Source organism: bacterium SCSIO 12741 (assembly GCA_024398055.1).
Lineage (GTDB): Bacteria > Bacteroidota > Bacteroidia > Flavobacteriales_G > Salibacteraceae > SCSIO-12741.
Genome location: CP073749.1, coordinates 4,118,581 through 4,133,145 on the forward strand (window position 1 = coordinate 4,118,581; position 14,565 = coordinate 4,133,145).

A 14,565-nucleotide genomic window follows, 5' to 3' on the forward strand; every position below is an offset into this window, starting at 1 on the left:
AGCAATTACTTCAAAAAATCAGTAGATACGTTGTTTTGCTTCAAAAGCTCGTTTTCCAGAGCCAGGTCCAAAGCAGATTCTTCAAATTCTGTTTTTAAGGATTTATCCGCACCGTGATCCAGCAGGCATTTTAACACGGCGTCGTCCTTCGACGTCATAGCAGCCAGGTGCAAGGGAGTAAGGCCATCTTTGGTACGGCTATTTATACCTCGACCTTCGGCGAGCAACATTTTCAATATTTCGATATTACCTCTCTTGGCGGCCAGGTGAATGGCATTCTCTCCTTTTTCATTCGCCACCAAAACATCGGCCTTGCTGTCGATAAAAAACTGAACGATTTCCGCCTTATTTCTACTCACCACCGAGTGAAAGGCCGTATTTCCCTTCTCATCCGCCTGATTACTGCTGATTCCGTAATCCAGGAAAAAGTCAAAAACCTCCTGGTTATTACCATAGCCAGCAAGATAATGCAATGCTGAACGGTTCTCCTCATCAACGGCTCCAGGGGAAACGCCCAGATCCATCAGGTAGGAGAAAGTGGCCAGATCGTTCTTCTTGGAGCGAGTTCCCCGAGCTGCAAACAACATGGCAGCGCTGTTATTGGCCTTTGGATCCATTCCTCGCTTGAGCAGGTATTCCATCATAAACGTATTCCCGGTAGTAGACGCATACACGAATGCATTGTTACCCTTCTTATCCAGGTCTTTGATCGACAGGCCTTTTTGGGTGAAATATTCCAGCAATTCGTTGGTATTGATGTAAGGCATCATCAGCAGCAGGGAAGAGGCACCGGATTTACTATTCTCCTTTCCCATATCCGATCCGTGCTGAATGCATAAATCGTAGAGCTCCGTATTCGTTTGGCCTGTTGTGGCCGCGAAGGTGAGCAGACTGTATCCGTGATCATCGATCAAATCAGTTGCAGCTCCTTGTGCAATGAGTTCTTTCATTAACTCCAGGTTTCCCTTGTAAGCTGCCCAAAAAATGGGAGTACGTCCATCATGGGAACGTTTGTTTACCCCATTTCCGTCCTGCTTAAGCAGGTACCAAACGGTTTTGTTGGAAGCCTGCTCGATGATGGCCCAGGTAACGGCGTCAAACTTGTGTCTGTTAAAGGCTGCGGGATCGTTTCCTTTTTTGATATCCGCCTTTACCTGTTTGATAGAGGGATTACTTGTCCAGTAGGCACGTTCCACAAAAACATTGTTATCCTGGGCCTTACCTGAATGAGTAAGTAGGAAAAGACTCAGGAAAACGGTTGCAAGTGTCCCGGTGAATTTTGCGGGCATGACTTATTTTTTGATAAATGTCTTAATCACTTTCTTAATCTGCTTAGGCTTGGCCTTCTCAGTATCCATGGCAAACAATACTTCGTAAAGTCTTTTACCGTCTACTTTCTCTTCTAATTCCAGGTTTTGATTTTCAGCGAATACGTCATCCCAGGCAAGACGTACGTTGGCCCAAAATGCTTCGTTCTTGGTCCACCATTCCTGGGCCGCAGCACATTTGGAATCTTCTACTTTTACGTAAGTGTTGTAGCCCTTTTCCTGGGCCAGCAACACATCTTCAGCTCCGCTTTCACGAACCACTTTGTCGTTATCTTGATCATGTACCCATCCGTCAGCTGTAATTTCATGGCGGTTGCCACGAACAGTTACGTTGTAGTCGCTTCTTTGGGTGTATTCTCTTCGGGGTAGTGGAGCATCTGTAGTGTTTTCCCAATAGCGCTTTCCGTCGATAAAGGCCCAGGTTGAAGATCCTTCGTATCGAGGACTGTCGTCTACCTGATATACTTTTTGAGTCCATTGACCTTTTACTTCTTCGCCAGATTTTTGAACGAAATTCCATTGGTTGTCTCCATCAAACATGTAGAAGTCTTGGTTTTCATACAACCAATCTTGTCTCCAATGTTTGATTACCATTTGTTTTTCAGGACTTCCTACCACCAACAGGTGCTGAATCACAATTTTTCCGTCCTTGTCTTCCACCAATTGAGCCCATTCCAATGCACCGGCATGTTTCTTTTTAGAAGGCATGTAGGTAGAGTCTTTTGAGTAAGAAAAAGTCTCATTAAAATTGAATCCAACCTCAAAGCATCCACACATCGCTTTAATGGCTTCTGCATCCTTTTGTTGCTTGTTGTCCTGGGCGTTTCCTTGACTTATTACCGCAAAAACAAGCACGAATAGTATCCCTAAATTTTTCATCGATCAAATTTTTCGCAAACGTATAGCGGTGCTTACATACTCGCAATACCTATTTATAATGATTCTAAATAGAAAGCAGGGTATTTATCAGTCTTTCCAAGAAGGTGCTGGAGGGTGTATTGGGAAGGGTAGAAGAGCCCCGAGTGTATCAATCGATTGGGATCTCATTGGACCGTTGAAACTGGAGTAGTATGTCAGATTATCGATTGATAAAGAGGTAGTTAAATCTTTTTGAAGCGTCAAAAACACGTATAAATACGTATGTATTGAGTCTCATTGGGCGCTAAATTCATCCCAAATTTTAACACAACTAAAGATGAGTACACCCAACAACATTTCCTACATCGCCGATTTGGACGCAACTGCCGTATTTGCGGCAAAAGGCCAAAATGTTTTCTATGTCTATAATGGCATTATTTATCAATACGATCTATTCCGTAATCAGTCAAATTCCGTTTATACCGTGGAAGGCGGTTATGTAGCCGTTGAATTGAAAACAGATGGATCGCTAATCGTGGCTCTACTTAGGCAAAGTGACAATGATCTGAACTTTAAAGTAGTTGCAACCAAGATTGACTCTTACAGCAGTTGGATGGAGTACGACTATTCCTGCCCAGGTGGTCATACGGGCATTGGCATCTTAAGAGGAAATGCTTATGCCTTGAATTCAGACGCGGCCTGTTTGTACCTAATTCATACCGATGGGTCAAATCCCCAAACTATTGACCTGCCAGATACCAACCTTGGGGATCACAACTTGTCCGACTTCTACTTTACCCTGCAATCCTCCAAAAAATACCTCGTGATAGCTTATTACCTGAATCAGGAAATGCCGCCAACGGTTTGGAAGTTTTTTGATGGTCTCATCTTTCATGACAATACCACCTATGATCAAGTTGGATATGACCAGCTCTCGGTCAACAAAAACGCGGTTTTTATGCTCAAAGGTGGGAGCTATGCCGTGGACTCGATCAAGAGTATTTCCGATTCCAGTTCCACAGCACCGGACTTGATGCCACTTCCCAACCTGACAACTGCTGTGCTAACCCGAGATTCGCTGATTGGATGGAATGATGCCGATCAATCCCAACTGTGGGTCGCTCTTTTGAATAACAACAATTGGCAACCGATTCCCATTCAGCTCAACGGTAATGCCCAGATCAGTACCGTCTATTCGGCAGGTGTATTTTGTTTTCTGATCGATTCCAATGGAGGGCTTTATTTTCTTTCGATTAACATCGATTACGAAAACTGGATGCGCGACCTGAATGAGGTTAGTTCCACTTTTGGGGGCTTCGACTTGTTTGAGGTTTGTATTCCAGGAAGCCACGATAGTGGCTGTTCTTCCTTTATTGCCGGAGTTGAGGAGTATGCCAAAACCCAAAACAAGAGTATTTACCAGCAGTTGAAGGCCGGCTGTAGGTTTTTAGATATTCGACCTGGATACAATACTTTGGTCAACAACTTCATGATTTACCACGATGTGGTTCCATCCCGATTAACCCTGAATAATGTGGTTCAGGATATTGCGAAATTTGCCAGTACCCATCCCGAGGAAGTGATCACCGTTTCCATAAGCCATATCGCTTTGAATGGACAACCTCTTTCGGCTCTTATCGAGATCTTTAAGCCTTTGTTCAACAACAGCTTCATTTTTGGAAAAAACACGGATTTGGCTGACTTTTCGATCAATGATTTTACCCAAGGTAGAAATGTCATAATGCTCACCGATATAGATTTCAACCCGAATGCAAACTATCAATATTTTGGATTCAACGCGGTAACCAATACTCCCGACGATGGCGCTCGTACCTACATCAGCGAAATAGACAAATACGGCGATACAGATTCGGTTACTCAGTTACTCGACTTTATGGCCAAAACCGCCAATGAAGCCCCTTTATCCAAACTTTGGATGCTCCAATGCCAACTCACTGCTCAGGAGTCTAAAGTGAAGAATACAGCATTAGTAACCTTTAAAGCTACTTCCTTTATGCCAACAGCCATTTCAGCAGGGATGACTTATTTAACGACTAATGTGGTGGGGTCTCCAACACGTTTGGCCGATCAATCCCATGATCGGGTGATCAATACCTTGGTCAATGGCCAAACCACCCTTCCACCAGATCCGGATTACAACAGCCTGGCTTCGGTCAATTATTTTATAGTAGACAGTTATTCCGAAGACTGGACTTGGGTCGCTATTGCCCGCAATATGGCTAAGTTGGCGATGCCCATTGAGCTTTCACATGAAGGAGCGGAAGATGTGGTGGAGCATTAAACCTGATTTTCCAGGACTAATGCAAATTCTCCCACTGTGATTTACCGGTTAAGATCTTAAACCATAAATCTCCTGGAAAGGATAGGCCTACCGTAAAGGCTGAGCCGCCTCCATAAGTTCCAAAGGGGTAGTACCCGCAGGACATATTGGTAGAGAAGGCGTACTGCTGACCCGCAGTAATTGGGATGGGTTTGGATAATACAATCGTTTGCTGTCCTGATCCAACCGTTATGGGTTGTACATGAATGGGATTGTTACTGGTTTGATGACCGTTGTAAATTTTGAGGGTATCTGATCCTCCGGTTTGAAAATCCAATTCTATTTTGGTCCATTGTCCATTGTTCACCGCCGTGAAGGATTGTCCGGAAAAGGTAAGGTTTCCTTTAAAGGTGTGGTGGTCAAAGGAGACTTCGGTTCCACCAGTAAAACCTGAATAACCTTGGAATTTACCGCTATCGATGTTGAAAATCATCATTCCAATTTCCGCAGTCAAAGAATCTCGTTGAACGGTGGTCATTCGAGGCATAAGTAAGGCTCCACTGGTCGATTTGATTTCCAGGGCGGCGCTGTTGTTAATCGTAGAGGTACCAATGGCCATGTGGTTTTTACTCTTGTCGTAAACCAGCTCGGCATCGGCACCCACTTTGCCACCGTCGTTAAAGGTCATTTGTTTGTCCGATCCGGCGGTGTGTGATCCGGCTACATAGCCTAAGGCAGCTATTCCGGCTGAATCCAGTTTGGTATCAATGCTGGATAGATCTACGCTGTTTCCGTCGGCGATGCTTAAGTTGCTACCGGACAAGGACAGGGTTTGATCATCAGTATCCACTCCGGTTGGAATATAAACCGAGTTTCCACCTGAAACGGCCAGCGTTCCTGCTGAAAAAGTCAGGGTTTGGGCATCGGTATTGGCAAAAGAGGAAAGGTCTACGGAGTTTCCATCAGCAATGCTTAGGGAGTTGCCGCTCAAACTTAGGGTTTGATCATCGGTGTCGGTGGTGGATGGGATGAAGACGGAATTCCCACCCGATACAGCCAGGGTTCCGGCAGAGAAGGTCAGGGTTTGGTTGTCGGTGTTCGCAAAGGAGGAAAGGTCTACGGAGTTTCCATCGGCTATGCTGAGGGAATTACCACTCAAACTGAGTGTCTGATCATCTGTATCCGTATCCACGGTGTGGGCCCCTGCTACAAATCCTAAGGCAGCAACTCCGGCTGAATCGAGCTGCGTATCGGTGTTGATGGAGGAGAGGTTAACTGAGTTTCCGTCGGCAATGGATAAGGTTGTTCCGGATAGACTTAAGGTTTGATCGTCGGTATCGGTAGTAGCTGGGATAAAGACGGAATTTCCACCCGATACGGCCAAGGTTCCAGCACTGAACGTTAGGGTTTGGGCATCGGTATTGGCGAAAGGGGACAGATCTACTGAATTTCCATCCGCAATGCTTAAGGTGTTACCCGACAAGGAAAGAGTTTGATCATCGGTATCAGTAGTGGCTGGAATGTATACCGAGTTTCCACCCGATACCGCCAAGGTTCCCGCACTAAACGTAAGGGTTTGGGCATCGGTATTGGCGAAAGAGGATAGATCTACTGAATTTCCATCCGCAATGCTCAGGGTGTTACCCGACAAGGAAAGGGTTTGATCGTCGGTGTCTGTATCTATGGTATGCGCACCCGCTACAAATCCGAAAGCGGCAATGTCGGTAGAATCCAGTTTCGTATCGGTATCGATGGAAGCCAGGTTGACTGAGTTGCCATCTGCAATGGAGAGGGTGGTGCCACTAAGAGACAGGGTTTGATCATCGGTATCTGTGGTTTTCGGACCGGCTACAAATCCAAAGGCAGCAATACCTGCTGAGTCGATTTTCGTATCGGTATCGATAGAAGCGAGGTTTACGGAGTTACCATCGGCAATAGAAAGGGTGGTACCCGACAAGGATAGCGTTTGGTCATCGGTGTCCACGGTTTTGGGACCTGCTACATAACCGAAGGCAGCTATTCCGGCTGAATCCAGCTTGGTGTCAATGGTTTTAGGACCGGCTGTAAACCCAAGATTGGCAATATCAGTTGAATCCAATTGAGTATCGATGGAGGAGAGGTCAATGGTATTTCCACCCGCAATCCGAAGGGAATCCCCGACCAGAGAAAGGGTTTGATTATCCGTGTTTACCGTATGGGCACCGGCTACAAATCCAAGTTGAGCAATTCCGGCAGAATCGATCTGAGTATCTACAGTCTTTTGATTCCAGAAACTGGTATCGGCTGAGGTAATGCCAGCAGCAAGAGACTGATTGAATTGTGGATCTTGCTCCCCATTGGCCAATGAACCTGCAAGGGTTGCAGTTTGGGCATGTAGGGCATAAGGTACACTTAGCAATTGACTCACTCCAACAACCGTATCACCAGGAATTCCCGTAGCATTGGTAACGGTTTTGATAAAATAGGGGCCGGCCGACCAATCGATGGTAGAGAAGTCTCCTGAAATAACGATTCCGGATCCAATTTCGAGCGATACCAATCCATTGTCGTTGGTTCGGGTATTATGGGTCTCTTCATAAACCACCACACCGCCCACGGTATCGCTAAGTAAGGAGATATCGATAGTTACTTTCTGATTGGTGAGCAAGGTATGATCCGACAATCGAATGACGGATTGATAACTGATTTTACCAGGAGCCTGAGCAAATACAAATGCGGTTAAACAAGCCAATACCAGGGTAGAGAACAAAGATTTCATAGCCATTAATTTTTAACGATCCGATAAGATTTAATCACTTCTTGTTGGTGGAGGATATGCAAGAGGTAGGTGGCTCGAGGCTGGGGTTTAAGATCAATTTCGGCTTGGGCAGTAAAGGATGACTCCTGAATGAGTTTTCCCTGAAGGTTAAAGAGTTTGTATTGAAAATCACGCTGATCCGTACCGGTGTTCAAAAACAACATTCCGACGGTGGGATTGGGATAAACGCTCAACTCAAGGGAGATAAACTGTTCCCGTTCGCCATAGTACACATGAATCTCAAAAGGCTGTTGAACGCCGTGAGATACGGTGGACCGAGTCCCTTCGGAATGGGTGTACATGACCTGTCCAACTGAATAACTTACAGAACCACCATTTCCAGAGGCATCACCACCGGCAGACACGGTAGCCTGTTGGGCCTGAAGTGTTCCGAAAGCGGAGAGTAGAAACGTTAAGAGAGTGCAGAAATATCGCATGACTTCATCATTTAATAATGGAATCAAGGATATGGGATTAACTAGGTAAGGGGCCTTTTTTTGCTACGTAGGAAGGTCTTTTGTTACGAATGACAGGGTAGGGCCACTAACCCAGGTTGTCGCGATAACTTCTTGAAATGGGGATGGAATGGCCTTTTATTTGGATCTGCGTGGCGCTTCGTTCCTCCATGTATTCCTGGTTGATAATGTACGATCGGTGTACCCGAACAAAGGTGTCCGGAAGCTCTTCCTGAATCTCGTTGAGTAACCTTCGCTGTACAATTTTTCCCTGGTAGGAATAGATCTCGATGTAGGCCCGATCGGATTTGATAAACCAAATATCATTCGGGTTGATTTCATCCACTCCGGATTTTCCTCTTATCCTGATTTTAGGCACGAGTTGGTGACGAATCATTTCCAGAGCGGCGGCAATGTCGTTGGTTTTAAACGGTTTACTGATGTAAGCTGATGGCGCTAAATGTGCGGCTGTCTTCAAGGTGGCGCTGTCTTGATTAGCGGTAATGAATAGGAAGGGCTTTTTACGCTCCTTGAGGTGCTTAGCCACATCCAACCCAGTGAGATCCCTGGATAAAAAGATATCGACCAGCGCTGCATCAAAGTCCCAATCGGTTTCTTTTAAAAAAGCTTCTCCATTGTCAAATACGGCCTGGACATAAAACCCAAGCGCTTCGACCTCTTCGCGCAGATGATCTGCCGCAAAGAACTCATCTTCCAGTATGACCAACCTCGGCTTAGGCATAAAATTCAAATTGGTAAGTTCCTGTATTAGGATCCAGTGAAAATTCATTGCCTCCAACACGTTTAATCAGCTTGCGAATTAGCCCGATTCCGTTGCCTTCCTGATAATCGGAACCGTAATTCGATCCATCGGAATAGCTAAACTTAAACTTCTTGTTTTCAGAGTCCTCGGGAGTAACTTCGATGGTAATTGTAGGGTGCATTTCCGAATTATGTTCAAAGGTATTCGTCAGTACTTCGTTAAAGATCAAGCCAAAGTAGACCATACGCTCGCTTTGAATCTCAGCAGGGGCGAGGGAACCGTCTATTTGAAAGGTATGCGTAGAAATGTTGCGGTACATGTCTATGATCTCTTCAAAGTAGGTCTTAATACTTACCCTTTCATTGTGATCGTTCATATACAAATGCTTGTGCAAAGCGCTCACAGTATAGATCTTTCCTGACATCCGTTTAAAGGCCAGGCTATCCTTGTCGTTTAGATCCTTGCTGGCGTATTTCAACATGGAGATAACCATCTGGAGGTTGTTTTTGATCCGGTGGTTACTTTCTACCAAAAGCGTTTGGTACTTCTGGTTGGCATCGGCCAGTTGTTCGTTCGTCTGATTCAATACCCGCTTGAGTTTTCTTTCCCGAAACCAAAAGGCACTTACGGCCAGAACTACAATCAGGATTAAAGCCAGGTAGAGCCTAAGTTCCCGGGTATGCGACTCTTCTTCCTTCAAGGCCAGTTCCTTTTGCTGGGCCAGTCTTTCGGCTTCCTCGGCATCTTCCTTAAACTTCTGGGTTTCCTGAATCACCCGAAAGTCTGCCATTTGGGAAGTATTGATGGCCTTAATGTACCTGATATTACTCTTTCGGGCTTTGATTTTCCACTCCAACTCACAGAGCCGTTGCCCCTTGTACTTGCACTGCTTGGAGAGTAAATTGTATAAATCCAACTCATTGGTATACCATTTTTTATCCTCAATGAGTTCAACCAATTCTACGCCCAGTTCATTAGCCTTCGCGTCGTTGCCCAATTCAATGTAATCGTCCAGCACGTGCGTCATGGATCTTACATATCCCCGGGTGTCATCCAACTGCTTGTAGATGGCCGCAGCCTCCATTAAAATGGTCAGTCCTTTGCGCAAATCCTCATTCTTGGATACAAAGTAGCCCAGCTCGTTTTTAAGCGAAGCTTCCTCTTCCAGAAATTCATTTTCCTCCGCCATTACTACCGCCTGATCCAGATATGCCCGAACGCTGTCCAATTGATTCATCTCCTTGGGTAAGGTAGCTTCATGATACAAGGCTGCAAGACGACCCAGCTTACGAACGTGCAGTCGGGGATAGGCCTCCGTATTCTTCAAAGCATAGAGTACATCAATACCCTTTTGGTAATTTTCAGAGGCACGTAGGTATTCCGCCAGCGTAATACTGGCACTCATGTAGCGTTCGGTCCAACCCTTTTCCTGAGCTAAATCCACGGCCATCTGTGCCTGTTGTACACATTCCAGGTAAAGCTGAAGATTACGGTAGCGCTGCGCCTGTTCCAGGTGATTGGTAAAGGCATCGCCCTCATCCGTCTGGGCGAATAGCCCCATCCCAGATAACAAGACAAACGTCAAACAAATAAACCCCTTGATAGTTCCCAATATCATTCCCGCAGGAGTAGCTGCTCCCCATTGTTGTCGGAGCTAATAGGACAAATATAGTTTGTATTGGTTTGGGGAATAACTCTTGGTTCAGGGGGTGGTGTTACAGAAGCTGTTCCTTTGATAAAACGATGGGCAAAGTGCTCAAAAGGAGTCAAGGTAGATTTCCATTTTACCTCCCTGTTAATAAGGTGGTTAGAAGAGAGCCGAATTCAATCCATCCGGGTCTACATTTAATATTTGATATAGTGATCCCATGAAGAGAAACCGTCAAGAGGGCTTCTCAAAAGGTGAGCTCTGTAGCTTGATGTTTTACTTATTGAAATGGGTTTTGTAGGACGGTTTTAGGATTGTCGCAAATATCCCTGAAAACCATGAGAAGATTGTTTTTTTCTCTTTTCAACTTTGGAAATCAAACATTTAAATCCATTTCAGATGAAAAAAAAAGTTCCACAAAAAGAGTTGGAATCCTGGCAACAAATGGTTTCCAACCTGTCTAATCTTCCACCGGAAGTCAAACAGGAAATTGATCAGGAGATCAACGAGAAATACGAAGGAATAGGTCAAATTCCGGACACCAAGGTCTATCATTATGTCATCTGGGCCATCATCGCGGCCATTGTCATTCCCATTGTGGCCTATATGGGCGTAGCCATGGTTGGAGACGCAGACGCAGCAGATTCTTTTCCAAGGGAATTCGTCGCCATAAGTACTACAGTGGTTGGTGCACTGGTTGGTTTATTAGCCCCTCAACCGGGGCAAAACAACGCGGTATCATGAGGGTCAAGGTTGTAATTTGTTTGGGTCTTTCTCTAATGGCCCTGCAAGCATTCGCACAAGACGGTTTGCACTGGAATTTCTTTCTAACCGATCATGAATTGGTAGAACAGGAGAAAAACTACACTGACGATAGTACTAAGCTTTACGATTGGATTACAAAGAGTTACGATCAAGGAAGGCGGGGGCGCTTCATCGTTTATGATTTGCGATTGAAAGATCCCTATATGATTCGCTATAGCAAAGACAGTATGGGGTATCGCATTCAAAGTAAACTGAACACAGGAGTTCGAAAGCCCACTGGAATTATCGTTATGAATATGAACCCTTCGATTCATTCCATTGAAGTGCAGAGGGAGTATTACACCAATGATAAATTCAAAATTTCTGAAGGGCTTAGCACCGCTCTGGGAATCAGTTCTGACAAGAATGCTGAAGACGACGGTGAAGCCGCAGATGGTGGAACAGGAGATTCGATGGGGTTCAAGGACATCGGTGATGATGGGGACGATGATCAAGCCAAACTGGACTTTTGGAACGAATTCTTTGATCAGTTAAATGGCCAAATGGCGGCTTACCAGGATCGAATGCAGAAGAACATGCATTGGACGGAAAAGGACTATCAGGCCAATTGGGACCATTTGAATGAGGTGATTTATCAAACCGTTGGTGCGGCCTATACAGGAATGAACCTCAAGGAGGCGGTTAAAGAGCACATGGCATCTGTTTCGTTAAGTGGCGACGAATACGACCAATTTTATAAAAAGGTGGACAAAGCCGCTAAAATGTTGGACCAATTGGCCAATACCAAAACCTTTCAGGTATTTGATGCCACCGCTCCAGGGAATTACGATGAAGTGCACTACAAGTTGGAAATCAAAGAGGGAGACAAAGTGGTGCGAAACGGGGATCAACCCATTAAAGTTCGCATAAATGGTGGTTTGAAAATAGACGGTAGCGCAGGTTTGTTTTTTACAACCCTCAGGGATGATGAATTTCTGACCCGTGATGAGTACACAGCTGATTCTACTCTTCAAAAGAGAATTTATCAAAAAGAAACCGGTGATTTTGCCATTAGCGCAGGGGCACTCGTACACTTTTATGCACGCACCAATTCCTATTTCAATGCCGGGTTGAGTGTCGGGGCTATTCTTACTAATGAAGCTAATCCACAATACCTTTTAGGTGGCGGATTATTGATTGGTAGAAAGCAGCGGGTAGTGCTCAATGGAGGCTGGTCCTTTGGTCGGGTGAAACGCTTGGAAACAGGGCTTGAGCTGGGCGGCATTTATGCGGGTGATGGCAACACGCCTACTACCATGGATAAGTGGGACAATGGTTTCTTTTTTGGCTTGAGTTATAACTTCTAAATCTTAACATATGAACCAAAAATCAAGAGAAGATAGCTATCGTGGCTATGGTGTTATTGTTGGAGTCAACGAGGTGGATGAACATCACTACGCTGATCCCTATAACCTGGACAAAGCAATATGCAATTCTAAAGCCTACCTCGATTTTGCGAAACAAAGCGATCGGTTTGAACAACTCGACTACTTCTGCGGATCTCAGGCTACCTGGGCCAATGTAAAAGCCTTACTCCTGAAGTATGCCGAATTATCCTACGAGCAGGAGGGGTTTCTGTTCATTTCATTCACCGGACATGGCGAGAACCTCAATCGCTACGATGATCAGGGATGTTTTAAAGATAACTGGCAGTTGCTTTGTTATTATGATCAAATGGCATCTGAAGAAGAAATTCGAAGGATTTTGTCTGTTTTTCATAAGAATTTTACGGTGGTATTTGTGAGCGACGCCTGTTTCTCCGGAGGATTATTAACGCAAAAATCCATTGTTCTTGAGCGTGAAAAGCTCCAACAACAGGAAAGAAGCCAACAGGGCAGTATTGGTACCGAGGTTGCTGCTTTTACAGATCCTAGAAAGAGTTGGAACCCTGAAAATTGTAAAGAACAATTGGCTTACCTCAAAGCAAAGTTGGAACAAGCACAACGTCGAGAAACGGAAAACGAGGATGAACTCAAAAAGTGTAAAGAGTACAAGGCTGAAATTGATCAATTGAAGTCCTATTTGGAGGCTCAAAAACGAAGCACCTATTTTAAGAATAAAGGCTTTTACGACAAAATGCTTGATTCCTATCAAAAGGATCCTGATTTTGACTTTGAGGCGAGCGTTTGTTTTATGGGATCTGGAAGAGAATTTGGCGCTTCTAAGATGGGCAAGGATGACTGCTTACTTCACTATTCAGCCCTCCTTTTGGCCATGCTCAATTCGGGAACTTTTAAAGGGAACTACTTTGAATTGAACGACATTCTTACCCAAAAAATGGACCGGAAATACAAGCCATATTTTTGGGCCTCGCACGATAAGAAAAAGGATCGTTTTCGTCGATTCCGGCCATTTGTTTTATATGGCCGTGCCGTAAACACTCCCCTAACCAATAGAATTCGTTGGAAGATGGAGGTAAAAAGCGATAAGAACTGTAATGTCAATCTTGAATACCAACCCAAGTGGCTTAAATATCAGGAAAGTGGTATGCGCCGGTTGTCTAAGGTAAAAAAAGAAGACAACCCCATGATTCAACGGTTTTTGCACCGAAGAGGGGTGCATAAAGGATATGTTCTTGTTATAGGAATGAGGTTCGCTGATGGTTCTCATGATTTTTGCTATTCACGTAAAGAATGCTCATACCTGCAATGTTCAAGTTCCACGGTAGATTATGACAAATGCGTTCCGAAAGAACCTATTCGTTTGCCAGAGCTAAAATTGGACTCAGCTAATTGTCAGCCAACTGGGAAGCCGAATGCGCATATCATTCTTTATGACAGCGATTACCACAGAGTTCTGGCATACAAGGAAATCCCGTTTAAGGTTCGGAAAACTTAAGGGGTGAAGCAATCATTTTTTTTGAAATTTAAATAGTGAACAATGGACTTAGAAATATTAACCTTAGAATCTGATGAAGCAGGAGGAAGCCAGGTTATTGAAATGGATCTTCGGTGGAACCATACTGACTATAAATATATCCAGTACAACACCTTTCCAGAGGGGCACGAGGGTTTAACCACAACCATCACCAATAAGTGTGATGACCTGTATGACGACGTGAGTCAGGACTGGGAATATGTTGCGGTTTTTTACCTGGACAAAGATGAGGATAATGCACCGCATAGTCGGTCAAAGGTGGTTACGATGAATGACTTTTATAGCCTTAATCCTTATCCTGCGGGCTCAGAAATAAATGGCTGCTACATAGTCTGTAATGTGGATGGTACAACCATTTATGAAGGACGAAAAACGAAAGGTAAGGTCTCCAACCAGGGAGGTGGAGGAGGAGTCTGACCTTACACCGAATTTTAATACCTTGCAGGAATGGGTCAGAAAACTCGTTCCTGCGTTTTTTTTGCCTTGATCGCCTTAAACTGTTTGTTTTTCTGTCATTTGCTTAAGGCACAGGGTATTTCAGGTGACTTGAAGCAAGATAGTCTTCTTCCAATGATCGACCATATAGATGAACTCATCGCTTCTGATCCCGATAGTGCCTATAAACTTAGTCAGCTTCTTTTAGAAAAGGTAGAAGATTCCCAATCCTTGATTTATGCTGAACTTTTGGTTAGTACCGGCAACATTTATTACCACCGGGGGCTTATGAGTTAGCCATTCCGCTTTTTACACAAGC

At 44.6% G+C, this 14,565-nt stretch carries 12 protein-coding genes; 6 read left to right on the top strand and 6 right to left on the bottom strand.

Going from position 1 to position 14,565, the window contains the following annotated elements:
- Window positions 1-5 precede the first annotated feature (5 nt).
- Both KFE98_17590 and KFE98_17595 read right to left on the bottom strand, forming a co-directional pair.
- Window positions 6-1,289, bottom strand: a complete 1,284-nt coding sequence (locus KFE98_17590; protein UTW61803.1) for an ankyrin repeat domain-containing protein — start codon at window positions 1,287-1,289, stop codon at window positions 6-8.
- A gap of 3 nt (window positions 1,290-1,292) precedes the next feature.
- Window positions 1,293-2,207: a hypothetical protein gene (locus tag KFE98_17595; GenBank protein UTW61804.1), complete on the bottom strand. Its 915-nt coding sequence runs from the start codon at window positions 2,205-2,207 to the stop codon at window positions 1,293-1,295.
- Between the two features lie 316 nt (window positions 2,208-2,523).
- On the opposite strand from KFE98_17595, the gene KFE98_17600 reads away from it, so the two are divergent.
- The gene (locus KFE98_17600; GenBank protein ID UTW61805.1) at window positions 2,524-4,488 is read left to right on the top strand and encodes a phosphatidylinositol-specific phospholipase C domain-containing protein; all 1,965 of its coding nucleotides are present in this window, start codon (window positions 2,524-2,526) and stop codon (window positions 4,486-4,488) included.
- 16 nt (window positions 4,489-4,504) lie between these two features.
- Here KFE98_17600 and KFE98_17605 read toward each other — a convergent pair whose 3' ends face one another.
- The 4 genes from KFE98_17605 to KFE98_17620 form a co-directional block, all read right to left on the bottom strand.
- Entirely contained in the window at window positions 4,505-7,225 is a 2,721-nt protein-coding gene (locus KFE98_17605; protein UTW61806.1) for a hypothetical protein, read from the bottom strand.
- Window positions 7,226-7,230: 5 nt separating this feature from the next.
- Window positions 7,231-7,728: a T9SS type A sorting domain-containing protein gene (locus KFE98_17610; GenBank protein UTW61807.1), complete on the bottom strand. Its 498-nt coding sequence runs from the start codon at window positions 7,726-7,728 to the stop codon at window positions 7,231-7,233.
- 79 nt (window positions 7,729-7,807) lie between these two features.
- Window positions 7,808-8,461, bottom strand: a complete 654-nt coding sequence (locus KFE98_17615; GenBank protein ID UTW61808.1) for a response regulator transcription factor — start codon at window positions 8,459-8,461, stop codon at window positions 7,808-7,810.
- A complete protein-coding gene (locus KFE98_17620) occupies window positions 8,454-10,055 on the bottom strand; it encodes a sensor histidine kinase (GenBank protein ID UTW61809.1) in 1,602 nt (533 codons plus the stop codon). Before KFE98_17620 ends, KFE98_17615 begins: the two co-directional genes overlap by 8 nt.
- Before the next feature lie 474 nt (window positions 10,056-10,529).
- Here KFE98_17620 and KFE98_17625 point away from each other — a divergent pair, with 474 nt between their 5' ends.
- From KFE98_17625 to KFE98_17645, 5 genes are read left to right on the top strand one after another with little or no spacing between them, the layout of a single operon-like run.
- Window positions 10,530-10,874: a hypothetical protein gene (locus KFE98_17625; GenBank protein ID UTW61810.1), complete on the top strand. Its 345-nt coding sequence runs from the start codon at window positions 10,530-10,532 to the stop codon at window positions 10,872-10,874.
- Window positions 10,871-12,241, top strand: coding sequence for a hypothetical protein (locus KFE98_17630; protein UTW61811.1), 1,371 nt, complete (start codon window positions 10,871-10,873; stop codon window positions 12,239-12,241). The genes KFE98_17625 and KFE98_17630 overlap by 4 nt, the downstream gene beginning before the upstream one ends.
- 10 nt (window positions 12,242-12,251) lie before the next feature.
- The gene (locus KFE98_17635; protein UTW61812.1) at window positions 12,252-13,772 is read left to right on the top strand and encodes a hypothetical protein; all 1,521 of its coding nucleotides are present in this window, start codon (window positions 12,252-12,254) and stop codon (window positions 13,770-13,772) included.
- A gap of 42 nt (window positions 13,773-13,814) precedes the next feature.
- Window positions 13,815-14,228 carry a hypothetical protein gene (locus KFE98_17640; protein ID UTW61813.1) on the top strand — a complete coding sequence of 138 codons (414 nt, stop codon included), beginning with the start codon at window positions 13,815-13,817 and terminating at the stop codon, window positions 14,226-14,228.
- Window positions 14,229-14,258: 30 nt separating this feature from the next.
- A complete protein-coding gene (locus tag KFE98_17645) occupies window positions 14,259-14,543 on the top strand; it encodes a hypothetical protein (protein ID UTW61814.1) in 285 nt (94 codons plus the stop codon).
- Window positions 14,544-14,565: the final 22 nt, after the last annotated feature.